The organism is Agathobaculum hominis (assembly GCF_014288055.1).
Lineage (GTDB): Bacteria > Bacillota > Clostridia > Oscillospirales > Butyricicoccaceae > Agathobaculum > Agathobaculum hominis.
This window is the reverse complement of sequence record NZ_JACOPK010000006.1, coordinates 144,473-164,106: the sequence shown is the minus strand read 5'-3', so window position 1 is coordinate 164,106 and position 19,634 is coordinate 144,473. Positions and strand designations below refer to the sequence as shown.

The following is a 19,634-nucleotide window of genomic DNA, read 5'->3' as shown; positions in this document are numbered from 1 at the left end:
AAGCCGGGCGGCGCTCTTGTGAGTTTCGCTTTGCTGTGCTAAAATAGAAGTATCTATCGGACGGAACTGTCTTCCGCCGTATTTTCCGGAGGTTTATTGATTATGCTGAACATGAAAGAGGTGCGGCGCATCGTCGTCAAGGTCGGCTCCTCAACGCTGACCTACGACAACGGCAAGCCGAATATCCGCCGCATCGAGCAGCTCGTGCGCACCATCAGCGACCTGCAGAACCGCGGGTTCGAGATGGTACTCGTCTCGTCCGGCGCAGTGGCGGTCGGCACGGCCAAGCTGGGTCTGAAGGAGCGACCGCGCGAGCTCGCCGTAAAGCAGGCGGCCGCCGCCGTCGGCCAGTGCGAGCTGATGCACATTTACGATAAAATGTTCCTTGAATACGGCATCAATGTCGCGCAGATCCTGCTGACGCGCGAGAATATCGTCGACACCGAGCAGCGCCAGAACATCCACAACACGTTTACCGAGCTGACCAAGATCGGCGTCGTGCCCATCATCAACGAGAATGACTCGGTCGCGACCGCCGAGCTCAAGCACATCGAAAACTTCGGTGATAATGATACGCTGTCCGCCGTCGTGGCGCGCATGTGCGAGGCCGACCTGCTCGTCATCTTCTCCGACATCGACGGCCTGTACGACTCCGACCCGCGCAAGAATCCGCAGGCCAAGCTGATCTCCCATGTCCCGGTCATCACCTCCAAGGTGCGCAAAATGGCCGGCGGCGCCGGCTCCTCGCTCGGCACGGGCGGCATGGCGACCAAGATCGGCGCGGCCGAGCTGTGCATGGACGCGAACATCCCCATGCTCGTAGCCAATGGCGACAAGCAGGGCCTGCTGTACGACATCGTGGACGGCAAGCAGGTCGGAACGCTCTTCTCCCGAAACAACGAATAACTCAGAGGTGAAAATCAATGCGACAGCTTCTTGAAATCGCCGAGGACGCGCGACGTGCGAAATACACGGTCGCAAAGCTCGGCACGAACGATAAAAACCGTGCGCTCCTCGCCATCGCGGACGCGCTCGAGGCGCGTGCAGACGAAATCATCGCGGCAAACGCCGCCGACATCGAAAACGGCAGAGCCGCCGGACTGAACGACGGTCTGATCGACCGCCTGATGCTCGATAAAAAGCGCATTGCGGGCATCGCGGAGGGCTGCCGTCAGGTAGCCGCCCTGCCCGACCCGGTCGGCGAGGTGCTCTGGATGCGCAAGCGCCCGAACGGTCTCAATATCGGTCAGAAGCGCGTCCCGATGGGCGTGATCGGCATCATTTACGAGGCGCGCCCGAACGTCACCGTCGACGCGGCGGCGCTGTGCTTCAAGGCCGGCTCGGCCTGTATCCTGCGCGGCGGAAAGGAGGCCTTCCGCTCCTCGATGTGCCTGACGAAGATCATGCGCGAGGCGCTCGCCTCCTGCGGTCTGCCCGAAAACGCCATCAATCTCGTCGAGGATACCTCACGCGAGACCGCGACCCAGATGATGAAGCTCAACGGCTATCTCGACGTTCTCATTCCGCGCGGCGGCGCAGGTCTCATCCGCTCGGTCGTTATGAACGCGACCGTGCCCGTCATCGAGACCGGAACCGGCAACTGCCATATCTACGTCGACGCTTCCGCAGACCTCGAAATGGCAAAGAACATCCTTGTTAACGCCAAGTGCCAGCGCCCGAGCGTGTGCAACGCGGCGGAGAGCCTGCTCGTGCACCGGGATGTCGCGGCGAAATTCCTGCCGATGGCGGCGGAGGGTCTGGCGGGCGACCATGTCACCATCCACGGCTGCGCGCGCACGACCGAAATCCTCGGCGACGCCATCCTTCCGGCAACCGACGAGGACTACGGCCGCGAATACCTCGGCTACGAGATCTCCTGCAAGGTCGTCGACTCGCTTGACGAGGCCATCGACCACATCAACCGCTTCAACACCGGCCACTCCGAATGCATCGTCACCCGTGACTACGACGCTTCGCAGCGTTTTCTGGAGGAAGTGGACGCGGCGGCGGTCTATGTCAACGCCTCCACGCGCTTTACAGACGGCTTCGAGTTCGGCTTCGGCGCGGAGATCGGTATTTCCACTCAGAAGCTGCACGCACGCGGCCCGATGGGACTGAATGCGCTGACCACGACCAAGTATATCATCTACGGAAACGGACAGGTAAGATCATGAATAAAACGATGGAGAAGGAATACAAATGGCGTGCGGACGAGCTGCTGCTGAACCGCGCGCTGCTGTGGGCCTCCTCGCGCATCGGCAGCCAGAGCCGCACCATCCGCATGGAGTCAAGCTATTTCGATACCGCGGACGGGATGCTGCGCAATAAGAAGGCTGCGCTGCGCCTGCGCCGCGAAAACGAGCGCACGGTGTGCTGCATGAAGCTGCGCGGCGAGGAGGAAAGCACGGACGGTCTGCGAGCACACGAGGAATATCAGTGCGATGCAGGTACGCTCGAAGACGGTCTGCGGCAGCTGCCCGAAAAGGGCGCGCCCGAGGCGCTGTGCGGCGAACTGCTGCACGCGGAGCTCAAGGAGATCTGCACGGTTTCGTTCCGCCGCTGCGCCGTGCTGCTCCAGGAGCAGGATACGGTCTGCGAGCTTGCGCTCGACAAGGGCGAGCTGCGCCGCGAGGGTCGGAGCGCGCCGCTGTGCGAGATCGAGCTGGAATATGTCGCAGGCGACGAAAAGGCGTTCCATGCTCTTGCCGCCGAGCTGGCCGACCAGCTCGACCTTGTCCCCGAGAACGAAAGCAAGCTCGCGCGGGCCATGAAAGTCTAACCTGCCGCGGAACTTCGTTCCGCCGGCAAGCGAGACTGTCGAAAAACTTCGTTTTTCCGACAATCTGTGTTTTGACGTTGCAAAACACGGACGTCCGAAAGTTCCCATGCGGAAACTTTCTCCCTCTTAAAGTATAAAAACCGAGGTACACGCCCCCCGGTTGCTCTCATTGAATATTTTTGAGGATAGAGGCCTACGGGCTCATAAATTTGCTCTGCAAATTTGATTAAATGAAAAGGCACGCCAAAGGCGTGCCTTTTCTGCGCCCTCCGGGCGCTATTTCCTGCCATATTTTGCCTTCGGCAAAACAGGCAGGACAGGCGCTCCGCAGAGCGCCGCATAAAATTCCCCATAAAAGTCCAGCTCTGCCGGACTTTTATACCTCTGCCCGCGCCGCGGCGGCGCGGCCTCGTCCGCTGTGCGGACGAGAGGGGGTTATCGCCCCCGGTTTCGTCAGGAACCGGGGGCGTATCTAAGGGGGACAGCGTCCCCCTTAGAGTCCCAGCTCCTTCTGGAGCTGAGAAATCATTTCCTTGTACTCCTCGTCCTTCAGGAATACCGGCTCCGGATTGGTGATCGCGAAGCTGCCGCCGAACTCAAAGCCGCCCTCGTACTTCGGTACGATGTGGAAATGCAGATGCGGATTGCTGTCGCCGAAGGAGCCGAGGTTGATCTTGGTGCAGCCCCACAGCTTCTTGATCGCACCGGAAGCCGCTGCCAGATCAGCACAGTAGTCGTTGCGCTCCTGCTCGTCGCACTCGCACAGCTCCTTCTTGTGGCTCTTCAGCGCCAGCGCGCAGCGGCCCTTGTGCGCCTGATCCTTGAACAGATACAGCGTGCCGGCCTTCATATCGCCAACCTTGAACATGATCGCCTCGCGGCCCTCATGATGCTCGTCACAGTAGAAACATCCCATTGTAATTATCTCCTTTACTGCGGACAGGTCTCGCCCGTCCTGTATTTGTCTTTATTATACAACCTGCGCACCGAGATTTCCACTCTTTTTTATCTCGCGTACAGATTGGTGTCCCACGCCGGGACATAGGGGTGATGGCGCAGGTACAGCGCATAATCTGCGCACAGACTGTGGATAAGCAGCGGAAGCTCGAAGAAATCCTCGCTGCGGTGATATGCTGCGATATTCAGCTTCGGCCTGTCCCGCTCGATGGTCTGCCGCGCACCGGCGATCGCCTCGCGCTCCGCGCCCTCGACATCCATCTTAAGATAAGTGCACGGCCTGCCGTTCAGCACGCTGTCGAGCGCGCGCATCTGCGTCTCGCGGCCCTTGTTCGCGACGTGCGACTGACGGCCTGCCTGATCGGAGAAGCAGCGGATCTCGTCCCTGTCCCACGCGCCCGCCTGCACGAGCGTCACATCGCCCTCGATATTCGCCGAAGCCCATTCGTTCAGCTTGCGGAAGCTGCGGCGGTCGGGCTCGAGCGCGGTAACGGACGCAAAGCGGCCGTCCGTGTAGTGCAGCAGCTCTCGGATGGTGTCGCCGTTGTACGCACCGAGATCGGAAAAATGCTCGTCTGCGCCCGGCCGGAGAATATTCTCGAACACCTCATCCTTGCCGCTCTCGCTGTTTCGCAGGTATTTCAGCCTGCCCGACAGCTTGAAGCGCACGGTGTCGAGAAATACCTCGCGCGAACGCTCGTCCGCAAGCAGCTCATACGCCCTCTGCATGTCCGCGCTGTGCTCACGCACGAACGCCTCGTCAAAAAGCGGTCCCGGCACGACCGGAACATCGGGCGCGACAACGTCATAGCCTGCGTCCAGCTCGTACATCTTCGCGAGCACCTCGGGACGCTGACTGGCGAACGAAATGACGATCACGATGTCCTCGCCAAGCTCCGCCGTCGTGTCCGACAGCTTGCGCACCGAAAAGCCGTGAAACAGATTGCCGCGCGCAAATTCATCGCTCGCGAACACCCCGCTCGCGCGGATGCCGAGGCGGTCGAACTGCGCGAGTATCTTATCCGCGCCGTCGCCCATGCCGTAAAGCACGATGGGGCGCGTCTCTTCCTTCAGCCGGCTCCAGACCGACTGCTCCAGTGTTAAAAAGTCCATATCTTCTCCTGTATCATTCAATCTGCACGGAATGTACCGTGTTTCCGTGCTCCGAGATCAAGGCGATCAGATCGCCCGTTTTCAGCCATACCGTCGCGGTGTTGTCGTTCGGATGCACGCCGATCTTTCCCGGCTCCGCGAGGAAGTCTCGGTCAAGACAGACCTCCACCCGGCGCTCCTCGTCGTTCAGCACGCCGAGCGGCGTGACCGCGCCCGGGATCAGTCCCATGATCGCCATCAGATCGTCCGCCGACGCAAAGCTCAGCCTGCGCGTGCCGTGCTTTTTCTGAAATTTCTTCAGATCGACGCGCTTGTCGCCCTTTACCGTGATGAGATAGTAGTTCCGCTTTTTATCGTCCCGCACAAACAGATTTTTTGCGTCCGCCTCTGGGTACGGCAGCGCCACCTGAGCCAGCTCCTCCATGCTGTACACCGCCGGATGCTCGGTGATCTCGAAATCGAGATTTTTCTCCTTCAGAAAAGCGTAAACCTCCTGTTTGTTCATAATATCCGCTCCCCCTTCATTGACTGTATTATACGGGAAGCTGCCCCATGTTGTAAAGGGAAAAAATTTGCCCATTTTCCCGTTGCGGTTTATCGGACAGTACAGTATAATTTATTATGATAAGTATGTAACGAGGAGGTGCCGCCATGTCCAAACCAAACGGCATTCTGGCGATGAACCCGGAAAGATATCGAGAGATCGACGGTGTGGTCTTCGATCTGGACAGCTATGCGCGGCACTGCAAACCGGCCCCTGAGGAACGCCCCTCACAGACCGATGAAGCACCGTCTGCTGCGCCTGCGCCCGTGTTCGCGGTCGACCCCTATCCCGACGGCTGGTACCCGGCCGAGGACGGCCGTCCGCCGGTGCCGGTCATGGGCGGCGCGCTGCCGCCGTGCGAGAGTGAAAGCGACGTCATCCGTGAGGAAAACGGCGTAAAAACCGTCGTTCAGACGGTTTATTATGCGCCCGGCTCCGGTTCCGGCTCCGGCTCCTACACGACCTCGTATACCACGAGCTTCCGCTCGTCCGGTTCGGGTTCGGGCGGCTCCTGTGTATTCGGCTCGTGCGTTTACACGGCCGGCGGCTACGGACTGGAGCTGATCTGATGCGCGGCTTCCATGTGAACTGGACACGCCCCTTTGCGGTCCGCGCCCCCGGTATGCCGTATGCGGTCGAGCCGTTCGAGCTGCTCACGACCGCGCTCTCCGCGCTCTTCTGGCGGCGCGAAAACGGCAGCATCTGCATGGTCTGCGACAGCCGCGCGGCGGAATACTACGCTTCGCTCGGACTGGATTTTCTCTGGGACGACGGGATGCACCCCCTGCTCGATGCAATGCCGGACGACATCAACGCCACGGCGTTCTGGGCCGCCGGCAAGCTGTACGCAGTCGCCGCGATGAAGGCGCCGTGCGTCATGCTCGACACCGACCTCATCTGTTGGAAGAATATCGATGCGCTGCTGGACGGCGCGGACGCCGCCGCCATCCACCGCGAGGACATCATTTCGTCCATTTATCCCGGAAAATCCGCCTTTTCCCGCTCGAACGGCTTTGATTTCGACGCTTTCGACTGGAGCGTGCAGCCGCTCAACACCGCGCTGTGCAGCTTTTCAGACGATGATTTCCGCCGGTTCTATGCAGATACCGCCATCCGCTTCATGCGCTCTGCGCCGCAGGCGGACGACACGCTGACCTACATGGTGTTCGCGGAGCAGCGCCTGCTCGCCATGTGCGCCGAAAAGGCGCACATCCGCATCCGTGCGCTCTCCGACCTGCCTTCCCTGTTCGGCGGCGCGCAGAACGGGTATTTTTCACATGTCTGGGGCTTCAAGCAGCAGATGCGTGAAAATCCGGCGCTCTATGAGGACTTCTGCCGCCGCTGCGCCGCAAGACTGCGCCGCGATTTCCCCGCCGAGGCCGAAAAAATCGCACGCATCCCCGCGCTCAGCGTATTTTTTGACGAAAACAAAGCACAGAGACGATGAAGATCGCTCTGTGCTTTGTTATATCTGTTTTCACTTCAGCGCCAGCACGAAATCCGCGAGGCGTTCGGTGGCGTCGGGGTGCGCGACCGCCTTCATCGTGTGGCGCACGGTCTCCAGACGCACCGGATTGGTGAACAGCTCGTAAACCGCCTCATCCACCGGAAAATGCTTGGTGATGAGCGCCGCCATGCCGTTATTTACGAGAAAATCGACGTTCCGCTCCTCGTGACCCGGGATGGGGTCTGCCAGCAGCATGGGCAGGTTCTTCGCGAGCGCCTCCGAGACCGTCAGGCCGCCCGGCTTGGAAATGATGCAGTCGGACGCACTCATCATCACCTCAACGTTGTGCACAAAGCCATAGGGGCGGATGACGCAGTTTCCGTTGTAGCGCGCGGCGAATTTTTCAACGTGCATCTGCATTTTCTTGTTATTGCCGCAGACGACGAGCATCTGGAACGGCATGCCGATCTGCACGATCTTTTCGATGGTCTTTACGTGCTCTGCGTGTCCCATGCTGCCGCCCATCAGCAGAATGGTATGCATATCCGGGTCGATGCCGAGCTCCGCCGCCGCCGCACGGCGGTCGAGGCGCTGGTTGAACTTCGGATGCACCGGAATGCCGAACGGCAGGATGCGCTCACGCGGCACGCCGCGCTGCACGCAGCGGTAGGTCAGTAGCTCGCTCGCCGTGACGATATACTGCACGCGCGGCACATCCTCCCAGTACGGATGGAGCGTGTAGTCCGTGACGATGCCGATGGTCATGATGTCCGCGAGCTTTTTACGCTTTTTCAGCTCATCCACCATCTGCGCGGCGAAAACATGCGTGCAGATGATGACGTCCGGCTCGCGGTCGGAAATGACGCGCGCGAATTTGGTCGCGCCGAGAGCATTGATGATATTGATGATGCTCGGCGCAGAGGAGAAATAGCTCGCGCCGTTGTTCTCTGCCAGCTGATAGACCAGACGGTACAGCGTCTGCATATGCTTGGAGGAGAACAGATATCCCTTGTCGATCGTGGTTTTAATAAGGTTGCTGATATAGGCGTACACATCGAGCGTGTCCACCTCCGCCCCCTTGTTCTTTAGCATATCTCCGATCGCCTGCGCCGTGGCATGATGACCATAGCCGGCGGTAACGGACAAAATCAAAACTTTCATGCTTACTTCCTTTCCTGCATGGGGAACGCTGCATCCTTCGCAGCAGCTATGTTCATTGTACACGAAACCGTCCCGAATTGCAACCGCAAACGCAGTTTATCCCGGTAACAATATGGAAATACCGAACATTTTCGCCAGACTTTGCACACTTCATCAAGCCGTCATTTCCTGCCGTTTTTCTTTTTTCGTGCATTCGTTCATTTTTTGTTCGTTTCCCTATTTTATTTTATCGGAAACTGTACTATAATAAAAAGAAGCACAGCTTTCGCTGAAAAAAACCAGAACAAACAGGAGGCTTAGGGAAATGGCCCTGTCTATCAAGCCCTATATTGAAAATAAGGAAAGAATTCACCTCATCGGCATCGGCGGCGTATCCATGAACTCGCTCGCAGAGCTTCTGCTGAGCAAGGGTGTGCCGGTCTCCGGCTCCGACCGCCTGCGCACCGACGTCACCGCGCGTCTCGAGGCGCTCGGCGCCTCGATCACCTATGAGCACAAGCCGGAGAACGTCGAGGGCGCGTCCCTGATCGTGCGCACCGCCGCCGTTCACGACGAAAACCCCGAGATCGTCCGCGCACACGAGCTCGGCATCCCGGTCATGGAGCGCGCAGAGGCCTGGGGCCACATCATGCGCGACTACGATAATGTCGTCTGCCTCTCCGGCACCCACGGCAAGACCACCTCGACCTCGATGATGACCATGATGACCATCGAGGCGCAGATGGACCCGACGGTCATGGTCGGCAGCAACCTGCCCGCCATCGGCGGCACGCTCCGCATCGGCGGCAAGGGCTGCTTTGTTGCGGAGAGCTGCGAGTACACCAATTCCTTCCTGCGCTTCGCGCCGACCGTTTCGGTCATCCTGAACGTCGAAGAGGATCATCTCGACTTTTTCAAGGACATCAACGACATCATCCACTCGTTCCACGAGTTCGCAGAGCTGACCCCGATGAACGGTCTTGTCGTTGTCAACCATGACGACCCGAACGCGATGCGCGCCGTCGCGCACATCGACCGCCGCATCCGCACCTTCGGCACAACGCCCGATGCAGACGTTTACCCGACCGAGGTCCGCGACGAGAACGGCTACTACCGCTTTACCGTCAACATCGACGGCAGGGAATACGCAAAGGTCGCGCTCTCGGTGCCCGGCCGCCACAACATGCTCAACGCCCTCGCCTGCTGCGCGGCAGCGGAATTCCTCGGCGTTTCGAGCGAGGCCGCGGAAAAGGGTCTGAACAAGTTCACCGGCTCCTCCCGCCGCTTCCAGCTCGTCGGCAGGATGCCGAACGGCGCGACGGTCGTTGACGACTACGCGCACCATCCGAGCGAGATGAAGGCGACCCTCTCCACCGCGAAGGAGATGCACTTCGACCGCATCCTGTGCGCGTTCCAGCCGCACACCTATACGCGCACCAAGGCGCTGTTTCCCGAGTTCGTCGACGCTCTGAAGCAGTGCGATCAGGCCATTCTCGCGCCCATCTATGCTGCGCGCGAGCAGAACACCATCGGCATCTACTCCTCCGACATCGCAAAGGAGGTCCCGGGCGCTGTCTCGTTCGATACCTTCGATGAGATCGCGGATTACCTGCGCAAAAACGCAGGCCCGAACGACCTCGTCCTCACCATGGGCGCCGGCAACATCAACACGGTCGGCCCGATGCTCATCAAGTAAATCCTTCGGCGGCTCTGTCTGTTTTCACGCACGCAGAGCCGCTTTTTTCATCTCAAAGGAGGCTTTTCCCATGCCGAACGACCTGCAGAGCGATCTTTCCCGTCTCGTTGCGCGCATCGAGCGCGAGGACGCGCCGCTTGCCGCCGCCGACCCGTACCGGCCGTATTTTCACCTTGCCCCGCCGGTCGGCTGGATGAACGACCCGAACGGCCTGTGCCGCTGCGGCGAATGTTATCACGTGTTCTATCAGTACGGCCCCTTCGACCCCGAGGGCGGCGTCAAGCACTGGGGGCATTACCGCAGCCGCGACCTTCTGCGCTGGGAAAAGTGCCCGGTTCTGCTCTTTCCGTCCGATACATGGGACCTGCACGGCGTGTTTTCCGGCTCGGCGCTCGTCGAGGACGGCGTGATGTACCTCTACTACACGGGCAACGTGCTGTCCGCCGGAGCGCACGACTACATCACCTCCGGCCGCGGCCACAACACCGCGCTCGCGGTCTGCCGCGACGGACTGACCGCCGAGACAAACGAGCTGCTGATGGAAAACCGCGACTATCCTGCCGGGCTGTCCTGCCATGTCCGCGACCCTAAAGTCTGGGCGCAGGACGGAAGATACTACATGGTGCAGGGGGCGCGGACGCTGGACGACCGGGGCGAGGTTCTGGTATTTGAAAGCACGGACAAACGCCGCTGGACGCACATCAACACCATCCGGACGCCCGCGCCGTTCGGCTATATGTGGGAATGCCCCGACCTGTTCGAGCTCGACGGGCAGTGGTTCCTCTGCTGCTCGCCGCAGGGCGTGCCGCACGAGAAAAAGCGCTTTCAGAACACCTATTCCTGCGGATTTTTCCCGCTTTCGGGCGATTTCCGCAGCGCGTGCACGCTCAGCGCGTTCATCGAGCTTGACTGCGGCTTCGACTTCTACGCGCCGCAGAGCTTTCTCGACGGCGCGCGGCGCATCCAGTTCGGCTGGATGGGCATGCCGGACGCGCCCTGCGGCAATCCCGCGACCGTCGCGTGCGGCTGGCAGCACTGCCTGACCGTGCCGTGCGAGCTGACGCAGCGCGGCGGCAGACTGCACCGCTATCCTGTGAAGGAGCTGGAGCAGCTGCGCGAAAAGCCGGTTTCTCCTGAAAACGCGCATATTTTCGACATGGAACTGCGAATTTTTTGCCCCGGAAGGCTTGTCATACGCGGAGCCGCTGTGGTAGAATGGAGCGATGACGAGGTCATCCTGTCGCTCGGCGCCGTGAGCGGCGCAGGCCGCACGGTACGCTATGCCCGGACGCAGGCGCAGACCATGCGCATCCTCGCGGATGCCTCGTCGCTCGAAATCTTTATCAATCACGGCGAGACTGTGCTCACGACGCGCTATTATCCCGACCCGGCCGCGCGCGGCGTCGTTCTGGACGGCGGTACGGCACAGCTCTGGAGTATAAACAGAATGGAGATCATGGATGGCATTTCCCGGTAATCAGTACAAGATCCTGGCTCTCGACCTCGACGGCACGCTGCTGAACGAGAAAAACCAGGTCTCACCCCGAGATGCACAGGCAGTGCGCCGCGCCCAGGAGCGCGGCGTTCAAATCGTACTCTGCACAGGCAGAAATGTGCGCGAGGTGCGTGCGTTCAGCGACCAGCTGCTCGCGCCGCCCGACTGGCTCGTCACCTCGAGCGGTGCGGCCGTACAGCGGCCGCAGGATGCAGAGCCGCAGTTTTTCAGCAGTCTGAGCCTGACGCACTGCGAGGAAATTCTCGCGCTCTGCGAGGAATTTGAGACCGACCCCTGCCTGTATACCACGCAGTCGCTGTACTACGGCGGCGCATTCCGCGCGCTCCTGCGTCATCTGGAGCAGGGCGGACAGATCGTCATGAACGAGGCGGACGAGGGCTATTTTTATCTGGACAGCCATGAAAAATGGCTGAAGGCGCTCGAAAGCGAGACGCTTCCGTTCACAAAGGCCGTACTCTATCCCTCGCACGATATTTCCGATCTGCTGGTCAGCCGCCTGAAGCACATGGGCAGCTTTGAAATCGCGCCGTCCGTGATGTTCGGCGGCGAGCTGCACAATATCGAGATCAACCGCCGCGGCGTGAACAAGGGGCAGGGACTGCGCTGGCTCGCAAAGGAGCTCGGCTGCACGATGGAAAATCTGGCCGCGATCGGCGACAGCGACAACGATCTGACCATGCTGCGCGCGGCCGGACTGGGCATCGCGATGGCAAACAGCAGAAAAAACGTTCGTCTGACAGCGGATGCCGTGACCGGCAGCAACACGGAAAACGGCGTCGCGCAGGCGATCGAGCGCTATATTCTGGAGGAAAAGCTATGAAAAAAGCAGTTGCGATCGGTGAGCTGCTCATCGACTTCGTGCCGCAGCAGAAGGGCTGCGCGCTCGACGAGGTGCAGCAGTTCGAGCGTGTGGCAGGCGGCGCGCCCGCCAATGTTGCGACGGCAGTCGCGCGGCTCGGCGGCGAGGCGAAAATGATCTCGCAGGTCGGCGAGGATGCCTTCGGCACGCACATCCTCAAGGTTCTGCGTGCGGCAAATGTGGACATTTCCTCGGTTTTCCGCACGAATCGCGCCAATACGGCGCTCGCCTTCGTCTCGCTCGACGCGGCGGGCAACCGTGAGTTCTCCTTCTACCGCAATCCCTCGGCCGACCTGTTCCTTGACGAAAAACAGATCACGCCCGAAATGTTCGAAAGCTGCGCGGTCCTGCACTTCTGCTCGGTCGATCTGGTCGATTATCCGGTGCGCGGCGCACACCGGCGCGCCATCGAGCTTGCAAAGCAGGCCGGAGCCTTCATCTCCTTCGACCCGAACGTCCGCCTGCCGCTCTGGAGCAGTCCGGCGGACTGTCAGGCGGCAATACGGCAGTTCCTGCCCTGTGCGGATCTGGTCAAGCTGAGCGATGACGAGATCGAATTCGTCACCGGCTGCGCCGACGAACGGGCGGCAGTGGAAAAGCTGTTCGCCCTCGGCGTCCGCATGGTGGTCGTGACACGCGGCGCGAATGGCTCGGCGGCGTATACGCCGTCCTGCCATGCGGAGACCGCGACGATCTCCGTGCCCGTCACGGACACGACCGGCGCCGGCGACTCGTTCATCGGCTCGTTCCTCTATCAGCTGACGCGCGACGGCGTTTCCGCAGACGAGCTTGCCTCGCTTTCCGAGCAGACGCTCGCAGAATATCTGCGCTTTTCCGCACGCTGCGCCTCCTTCACCGTTCAGCACAGGGGCGCTGTCATGCCGACGCAGGCGGACCTGCGCGCGGCCTGTCCCGGCTGAACGCCGCATCCCGTTCTGCATTTTCGCTGAACGGGATGTAATTTTATACATTTTTGCGTTTTTCCTTTACTTTTTCGCCCGCATCGGGTATACTGTATGAACATTTTACCGGCAGCATCACCTGTTTCGCTGCCGCAGGAAAGGATCGCCATGTCAAATAAACTTCGCGGCAAAGGCCTGCTTCTCGTAGGCTTCACCCTGTTTTCCATGTTTTTCGGGGCCGGAAACCTGATATTCCCGCCGTTTTTAGGCGCTGAGGCCGGACAGAATGCCTGGGCGGCTCTCGCCGGCTTCGCGGTCAGCGCGATCGGCCTGCCGATTGCCGGCGTCATCGCGGTCGCGCGCGCCGGAAGTCTGGGCACACTCGCCTCGCGGGTGCATCCGCGCTTCGCGCTCGTGTTCACGATGCTGATCTACCTGTCCATCGGCCCCTGCCTCGCGATCCCGCGCACGGCGAGCACCTCGTTTCAGATGCTCGCGCCGCTCATCGGCAGCGAGGGCAGTCATCAGCTGCTCTATTCGGCGGTTTTCTTCGCCGCGGCGTTCGCAGTCGCTCTCCATCCCGAAAAGCTGACCGACCGTCTCGGGCGCGTGCTCTGCCCGACGCTCATCGTTCTCATCCTCGTGCTGTTCGGCGCCTGTCTCGTGCATCCGGTCGCGCCGCATTACGCCTCCCCGGCGGCCGAATATCAGTCCCTGCCCGCGCTGAGCGGCATTCTGAACGGCTATCAGACGATGGACACACTCGCCGCGCTCAACTTCGGCGCAGTCATCGCCCTCAACATCCGCACGCGCGGCATTGATGAGGAAAGCGAGGTCCGACGCGGCACGATCTCCGCCGGTCTGATCGCCGGTGCGCTGCTGCTCGCCGTTTATTCCATGCTCACCCATGCGGGCGCGCTGTCCGGCGCGGCCTTTCCCGGCGGCGCGACCGGCGCGGACACGCTGACCAGCCTCGCGCTCGGTCTGTTCGGCCGGGGCGGTCAGATGCTGCTCGCAGCGATCTTCGTGATCGCCTGCTTCAACACCTGCGTCGGCCTGATCTCGTCCGTCGGCCAGTATTTTCACGAGCTGCTGCATCTCCCCTATCCTGCCGTTGCCGCCTTTTTCGCCGTGACGAGCATGCTCATCTCCAATCTCGGCCTTGCCGGCATCATCCGCCTGTCCACGCCGGTTCTGAACGCCGTTTATCCGATCGCCATCGTGCTCATCGCGCTCTCGTTCGCCCCCTTCGCCGCGAAAAAGTGCGCGGTCTGGCCGCTCACGATCGCCTGCACCGCGGTGCAGAGCGTGTGCGCCGCCCTGCCGCTCGGCCCGCTTTCCTCGCTCGCGAACGCGCTCCCGTTCTCCTCTCTCGGCTTCGGGTGGCTGCTGCCTGCCGCCGCCGGTCTGGTGCTCGGACTTGTGCTCCCCCCAGCAGAAAAAGCATAAAAAAGACCTTCCGTTACGGTTTGTGAACCGCTTCGGAAGGTCTTTTTCTGCTGTCAAAAACTGCGGCGTTTTCGGCGCAGCCTATTTTCTCAGGAGTGCGCGGCGGCGCTTGTAATCCGGCATGTACTGCCCGACGAGCGCCCAGAAATCCGGTCCGTGGTTTTTATGAACGATGTGCGCCAGCTCATGCACGACGACGTAATCGACCGCCTCCTCGGGGTACTCCATCAGCCGCCAGGAAAAGCACAGACTGTTTTTCCCGCTGCACGAGCCGAACCGCGTCCGCGCAGAGGTGATGCGGATGCCGGTCGGGCGCAGCCCCATGATCGCGGCGTAGTGCCGCACCTTCGGCGGTATTTCGCGCACCGCACGCTCCGCCAGTGCACGCGCCTGCGCTTCATCCGGCTCGGGATGCGCCTCGGCAAGCGTGCGCTGATGCGCGAGCGCACGCGCGATCCAGTCCGCGTGCTCGGACACAAAGCGGTCGATCTCACGCTTTGCAAGGCGCAGCGGCGCACGGACGATGACGCGGCATTCGCGCGTCACCTGCACGCTCAGCGTTTTCCGCCGCGAGCGGACGAGTTCATACTCCGTCATGCCTGCTCCTTTGCGTCCAGACGGCGGTTATAGCAGAACATCGCAACCGAAACGCCGCAGATGACCAGATAGCCCAGAAGGCTCAGGCGGTCGGGGATCTGGCCGAACAGGAAAAATCCGAGTAGTGCGGAGAAAAGCACCTGCGTATAATCGAATACGGAGATTTCCTTCGCCGGAGCGTGCTGGTAGGCGAGCGTCACGCCGAACTGGCCGAGGGTGGCCGCCGCGCCCGCGCCCATCAGGCACATGAACTGGGCGAACGTCATCGGGTGGAAGTCCGCAATGACGAACGGAAGCGACGTCAGAATGGAGAAAGCCGAGAAAAAGAACACGATACGCGCACTTTTTTCGTTTCTCTTGCTGAGCGCACGGACGAACGTATAGGCCGCGCCCGCGCTCATGCCGCCGAGCAGGCCGATGACCGCCGGGAAGGTATCCGCCGAAAAGCCCGGCTTGATGATGAGCATCGCGCCGCCGAACGCCGCGAGAACGGAAAGATACTGCCAGACGTTCGCGCGCTCCTTGAGCAGCACGAGCGAGAACAGGATGGCGAAGAACGGCGACATCTTGTTGAGGATGTTCGCATCCGCGAGGACCAGATGGTCGATGGCGTAATAGTTGCAGAAGATGCCGAGCGTGCCGCAGGTCGAGCGCAGGATGAGCAGAGGAAGGTTGCCCTTCTCCCACTTGAAGCCGCATTTTTCGCGCCTGAGCACGATCACCGCGACCGCGACCGCGACCAGATTGCGGAACAGCGATTTCTGTGTGAACGGCAGATCGCCCGCGAGGCGCACGAACGCCGTCATGAGCGCGAAGCCGAACGCCGAGAGCATGATATAGCCGATGGCCTTGCTCTTGTTGGAAAGCATAGCTTTCTCCTCCCCTTTTTTCTGCTGCGGCAGTGCACCGCAGCATTTTCTTTTGTTCTTTTTTATTGTATCACGCTCAGCCCGCTGAGTAAAGGCATTCTCCTCGGCGCTTGCCGGCGGCGGAATGCTGCACCGTGCTGCGTGCGCGGGAACGCATTTTTCACCTTCATTTTTCCTGTTTTTACCTCCTTTTGTGAAAGCGCTTACATTTGGTTTTCCGCAATAAATTGCGGAATCCATGTCCTCCCGCCCGCTTTACGCGAACTTGATTTGCATTAATTCTTTGTTAATACTGCACAAAACACCGGTAATAAAACGGCGGTGTGTGTAAAAATTGTCGTTTTCCTCTTGCAAATCGTGCGACAAGATGCTATGCTGAAGTCAAGCCAGAGGAAATGAAAAATCCGAATATTTTCCGGCTGGAATTTGTGAAAACAATGTAAGCGTTTGCATAGAATTGCAAGGGAGGCGAATTATGGATACCCCAACGATATACGATGTTTCCCGTCTCTCCGGCGTTTCCACCGCGACCGTTTCCCGTGCCTTCACCGCGCCCGACCGTGTCCGCGAGGAAACACGCCGCAAGGTCCTCGCCGCCGCCGAGGCGCTCGGCTATCAGCCCAGCGCGATCGCGCGGGCCATGGCGCGGCAGCAGACCGACAAGATCGCGTTCCTCATCTGCAAAAAGGACGCGACCATCCTCGACGAGTTCTATGCGAGCATCTGCGAAGGCGTGATGCGGCGCGCGAACAGCACCTCCTACCAGCTGCTCATCTCGACCGCCGCCGACTGGCAGCGAACCGGGCAGAGCAAGCAGATCGAGGGCGTCATCCTCGCAGGCGACGCCGAGCCGTCCCTCATTTCGAGCTTTCAGCGGCAGGGCGTCGCGGTCGTGCTCGTCAATCACCGCGCGAGCGGCTTCGAGCTGCCGAGCGTGGTCGCGGACGAGCAGAACGGCGCACGGCAGGTCATCGACCACCTCACCGCCTACGGCCATCGGCGCATCGCGCTCCTTGCCGGACGGTTTTCCTCTTACATCACGAGCGTCCGCTACAACGCCTTCCTCACCGCCATGCAGGAGCACGGCATCTCGGTCGACGATTCGGGCATCGTGATGTGCGGCCGCGACGTCGAGAGTGCGACGCAGGCATCTGTCGAGCTGCTCCGCCGCCCCGAACGCCCGACCGCGGTATTCGCGTTCAACGATGTGCTCGCCGCCGGCGTCATCAAGGCCGCGACCCGGCTCGGACTCCGCGTCCCCGATGATGTCGCTGTCGTCGGATTCGACGATTCCTCCTCCTGCACGCTGCTCACGCCCGAGCTTTCCTCGGTGCACGTGGACTGCCGGAGGATGGGCGAGATCTGTCTCGAACAGCTCACCGCCCTGCTGAGCGGCGACACCGAAGTGCCCCGGCTGACGGTCGTTCCCGTCTCGCTGCGCACGCGCGCTTCGTCCATAAGATTGTAATGATGCAGGAGACGCTTTCCTGCTCGATAAAGGAGGAGATCATGTGAAACGTAAAAAGAGGATCGGAACGGCTGCGAAGGCGGTCGGATGTGCAGTTCTGCTTATGATCTCGCTGTTCCCGATCTACTGGCTGCTCGCCATGGCGATCCGTCCGACCGACGAGATGAGAGGCCATATCGCTCTTATCCCGCAGTCGCTCACCGGCATGCACTTTGCGCAGCTGTTCACCTCGGAAAACTTCGGTCAGGCGATCATGAACAGCCTTCAGACCACGTTCGGCTCGCTCATCATCTCGCTTCTCGCCGGTATCTGCGCGGCCTACGTCATCGCGCGACGCCGCTTCCGCTTCGGCCTGAAAAAGCCGATGACCTACTGGGTCCTGCTCGTCCGCGTGCTTCCCCCGGTAGCCTTCACCATTCCGCTCTACATCATGTTCAACCGTCTGGGTGTCCTGAACACCAAGCTGCCCGTCATGCTCGCCTGCGTGCTCATCAACGTACCGCTCATCATCTGGTTCCTCATCAGCTTCTTCCAGGATCTGCCTGAGGAGATCGAGGAGAGCGCGAAGGTCGACGGCGCGACCGAGTGGCAGCTGTTCTGCAAGATCGTGCTCCCGCTCGTGGCGCCCGGCATCGCGGCGGTCTCCATGCTCAGCTTCATGTATGCCTGGAACGAATACACCTACACCGTTATCTTTACCCGCATCCCGGCCAACAACACCGTTCCCCTCGCGCTCGCCCTGCTCAACACCGAGGACAACCTCACGAACTTCGGTCTCGTCGCGGCAGGCGGCGTCATCTCGGTCATCCCGATCACCCTGTTTGTCATCTTTGCGCAGAACTACTTGATCTCCGGACTGTCAAGCGGCGCTGTCAAAGAATAACAATACCGCGGCTTTGCCGCACCGATCCACAGAGAGAGTTCCAGAGAGTTATGATTGGAGGAAAAATCATGAAACGAAGATTACTGGCAGGCGCACTCGCAGCTACAATGGCACTGAGCATGACCGCATGCGGCTCCGGCGGCGGCTCGACCGACACACAGGGCAGCGGCTCGTCCGACGGCTCGCCCACCACGCTCAACCTCATCCTGCGCGCAGGCGCATATGCAGACGTCATCAAGGAGTGCCTCCCCAAGTTCGAGGAGGAGCACAACGTAAAGTGCGAAGTACAGGAGCTTTCCGAGTCCGACCTGTATTCCGGCATCGCCCTCGACGCCATCAACCAGAAGGGTTCCTACGACCTGTGCATGGTAGACGGCTCGTGGATGGCTGAGTTCACCGAAAACGGCGTGCTCGCCAACCTGTCCGACCTCGGCTATGAGCTCGACGACGACATCATCCCGGCGACCACCTCGATCTGCTATGTCGGCGACGACGTTTACCTCGCTCCCTACTACGGCAACGTTACCGTCCTCATGCTCAACAAGGAGAACGTTAAGGCCGCAGGCTACACCGCAGACACCATCGAGTCGCTCGACGACGTGCTCGCCGTCTGCGAAAAGGCAAAGGCCGACGGCAAGAAGGGCTTCATCTACCGCGGCGACAGCCAGAACAACACGGTAGTCGACTTCCTGCCGATCCTGCTGAGCTACGGCGGCTGGGTCATCGACGACAGCAACAAGCCGACCGTCAACACCCAGGAATTCAAGGACGCCATGAACTTCTACCTCAAGCTCATCGCTACCGGCGAAGCACAGGTCAAGGATGACCTCATCGCATCGGTCGACACCGGCGCCGGCACCATGGGCATCGGCTGGCCGGGCTGGTACACCCCGACTGCTGATTCCGCCGCGGACTACATCGCCCTCTCCGGCGCAGTATCCAAGGGCGGCGAGACCCACAACGCGAACGTTTACGGCATCTGGACCATCGGCATCCCGGCCAACAGCCAGAATCAGGAGCTCGCAGCCGAGCTGCTGACCTACCTGATGGACAAGGACGTTCAGAAGTCTACCGTAGACAAGGGCGGCGTTCCGTGCCGTTACTCCAGCCTGCAGGACCCCGAGATCCTCAAGACCTATCCGCAGTACGAAGTCGTATGCAAGGCGCTTGAAGGCGGCGTTTACCGTCCGGTCATCGCAGAATGGACCCAGTTCTACACCATCCTCGGCACCGAAATGGACAATATCATCAACGGCGTCAAGACCGTTGACCAGGGACTTGCTGACGCACAGTCTCAGCTGGAGACGCTGATGGCAGGCTGATGCCCCATCTCCCCTCCCTTTCTATGAGGCGTATCGCCTCGACTAACGGATGAAGAGCAGCCGGGTGCGGCTCACAGACCGCTGCACCCGGCT

Annotated in this window: 19 protein-coding genes; 13 read left to right on the top strand and 6 right to left on the bottom strand. The window is 60.6% G+C overall.

Going from position 1 to position 19,634, the window contains the following annotated elements; translation table 11 throughout:
* Positions 1-102 precede the first annotated feature (102 nt).
* From proB to H8S02_RS08090, 3 genes are read left to right on the top strand one after another with little or no spacing between them, the layout of a single operon-like run.
* Complete coding sequence (gene proB, locus H8S02_RS08100; RefSeq protein WP_243023545.1) at positions 103-906, top strand: glutamate 5-kinase; 804 nt, start codon at positions 103-105, stop codon at positions 904-906.
* Between the two features lie 17 nt (positions 907-923).
* The gene (locus tag H8S02_RS08095; protein ID WP_186970100.1) at positions 924-2,174 is read left to right on the top strand and encodes a glutamate-5-semialdehyde dehydrogenase; all 1,251 of its coding nucleotides are present in this window, start codon (positions 924-926) and stop codon (positions 2,172-2,174) included.
* Complete coding sequence (locus H8S02_RS08090) at positions 2,171-2,779, top strand: CYTH domain-containing protein (RefSeq protein WP_186970099.1); 609 nt, start codon at positions 2,171-2,173, stop codon at positions 2,777-2,779. Before H8S02_RS08095 ends, H8S02_RS08090 begins: the two co-directional genes overlap by 4 nt.
* Positions 2,780-3,272: 493 nt before the next feature.
* On the opposite strand, the gene H8S02_RS08085 is transcribed toward H8S02_RS08090, so the two are convergent.
* From H8S02_RS08085 to H8S02_RS08075, 3 genes are all read right to left on the bottom strand, one after another.
* Complete coding sequence (locus H8S02_RS08085) at positions 3,273-3,695, bottom strand: HIT family protein (protein WP_118685542.1); 423 nt, start codon at positions 3,693-3,695, stop codon at positions 3,273-3,275.
* An 89-nt stretch (positions 3,696-3,784) separates the two neighbouring features.
* Positions 3,785-4,849, bottom strand: coding sequence for an FkbM family methyltransferase (locus H8S02_RS08080; RefSeq protein WP_186970098.1), 1,065 nt, complete (start codon positions 4,847-4,849; stop codon positions 3,785-3,787).
* Between the two features lie 13 nt (positions 4,850-4,862).
* Positions 4,863-5,354, bottom strand: coding sequence for a prolyl-tRNA synthetase associated domain-containing protein (locus H8S02_RS08075; protein ID WP_186970097.1), 492 nt, complete (start codon positions 5,352-5,354; stop codon positions 4,863-4,865).
* A 146-nt stretch (positions 5,355-5,500) separates the two neighbouring features.
* Between H8S02_RS08075 and H8S02_RS08070 the strand changes: the two genes are divergently transcribed.
* Together H8S02_RS08070 and H8S02_RS08065 are read left to right on the top strand one after the other, a co-directional pair.
* Positions 5,501-5,962 carry a hypothetical protein gene (locus tag H8S02_RS08070; protein WP_186970096.1) on the top strand — a complete coding sequence of 154 codons (462 nt, stop codon included), beginning with the start codon at positions 5,501-5,503 and terminating at the stop codon, positions 5,960-5,962.
* Entirely contained in the window at positions 5,962-6,840 is an 879-nt protein-coding gene (locus H8S02_RS08065) for a hypothetical protein (RefSeq protein WP_186970095.1), read from the top strand. Before H8S02_RS08070 ends, H8S02_RS08065 begins: the two co-directional genes overlap by 1 nt.
* Before the next feature lie 30 nt (positions 6,841-6,870).
* Here H8S02_RS08065 and H8S02_RS08060 read toward each other — a convergent pair whose 3' ends face one another.
* The gene (locus H8S02_RS08060; protein WP_186970094.1) at positions 6,871-8,001 is read right to left on the bottom strand and encodes an MGDG synthase family glycosyltransferase; all 1,131 of its coding nucleotides are present in this window, start codon (positions 7,999-8,001) and stop codon (positions 6,871-6,873) included.
* A 304-nt stretch (positions 8,002-8,305) separates the two neighbouring features.
* On the opposite strand from H8S02_RS08060, the gene murC reads away from it, so the two are divergent.
* The 5 genes from murC to brnQ all read left to right on the top strand — a co-directional run bounded on the left by murC (position 8,306) and on the right by brnQ (position 14,402).
* Positions 8,306-9,676, top strand: a complete 1,371-nt coding sequence (murC, locus tag H8S02_RS08055; RefSeq protein ID WP_186970093.1) for a UDP-N-acetylmuramate--L-alanine ligase — start codon at positions 8,306-8,308, stop codon at positions 9,674-9,676.
* A 70-nt stretch (positions 9,677-9,746) separates the two neighbouring features.
* Complete coding sequence (locus tag H8S02_RS08050; RefSeq protein ID WP_186970092.1) at positions 9,747-11,153, top strand: glycoside hydrolase family 32 protein; 1,407 nt, start codon at positions 9,747-9,749, stop codon at positions 11,151-11,153.
* Positions 11,137-12,012 carry a Cof-type HAD-IIB family hydrolase gene (locus H8S02_RS08045; protein WP_186970091.1) on the top strand — a complete coding sequence of 292 codons (876 nt, stop codon included), beginning with the start codon at positions 11,137-11,139 and terminating at the stop codon, positions 12,010-12,012. The genes H8S02_RS08050 and H8S02_RS08045 overlap by 17 nt, the downstream gene beginning before the upstream one ends.
* Positions 12,009-12,971 carry a carbohydrate kinase family protein gene (locus H8S02_RS08040; protein WP_186970090.1) on the top strand — a complete coding sequence of 321 codons (963 nt, stop codon included), beginning with the start codon at positions 12,009-12,011 and terminating at the stop codon, positions 12,969-12,971. The genes H8S02_RS08045 and H8S02_RS08040 overlap by 4 nt, the downstream gene beginning before the upstream one ends.
* A 150-nt stretch (positions 12,972-13,121) precedes the next feature.
* On the top strand, positions 13,122-14,402 hold the full coding sequence (gene brnQ, locus H8S02_RS08035; protein ID WP_186970089.1) for a branched-chain amino acid transport system II carrier protein: 1,281 nt from the start codon (positions 13,122-13,124) through the stop codon (positions 14,400-14,402).
* Between the two features lie 81 nt (positions 14,403-14,483).
* Here brnQ and H8S02_RS08030 read toward each other — a convergent pair whose 3' ends face one another.
* Both H8S02_RS08030 and H8S02_RS08025 read right to left on the bottom strand, forming a co-directional pair.
* Complete coding sequence (locus H8S02_RS08030) at positions 14,484-14,999, bottom strand: M48 family metallopeptidase (protein WP_186970088.1); 516 nt, start codon at positions 14,997-14,999, stop codon at positions 14,484-14,486.
* Positions 14,996-15,868 carry a DMT family transporter gene (locus H8S02_RS08025; RefSeq protein WP_186970087.1) on the bottom strand — a complete coding sequence of 291 codons (873 nt, stop codon included), beginning with the start codon at positions 15,866-15,868 and terminating at the stop codon, positions 14,996-14,998. The genes H8S02_RS08030 and H8S02_RS08025 overlap by 4 nt, the downstream gene beginning before the upstream one ends.
* Positions 15,869-16,343: 475 nt before the next feature.
* On the opposite strand from H8S02_RS08025, the gene H8S02_RS08020 reads away from it, so the two are divergent.
* The 3 genes from H8S02_RS08020 (at position 16,344) to H8S02_RS08010 (ending at position 19,541) form a co-directional block, all read left to right on the top strand.
* Complete coding sequence (locus H8S02_RS08020) at positions 16,344-17,336, top strand: LacI family DNA-binding transcriptional regulator (protein WP_186970086.1); 993 nt, start codon at positions 16,344-16,346, stop codon at positions 17,334-17,336.
* Between the two features lie 43 nt (positions 17,337-17,379).
* Positions 17,380-18,219, top strand: a complete 840-nt coding sequence (locus H8S02_RS08015) for a carbohydrate ABC transporter permease (RefSeq protein ID WP_186970085.1) — start codon at positions 17,380-17,382, stop codon at positions 18,217-18,219.
* 68 nt (positions 18,220-18,287) lie between these two features.
* Positions 18,288-19,541: an extracellular solute-binding protein gene (locus H8S02_RS08010; RefSeq protein ID WP_186970084.1), complete on the top strand. Its 1,254-nt coding sequence runs from the start codon at positions 18,288-18,290 to the stop codon at positions 19,539-19,541.
* The last annotated feature ends 93 nt before the right edge of the window (positions 19,542-19,634 follow it).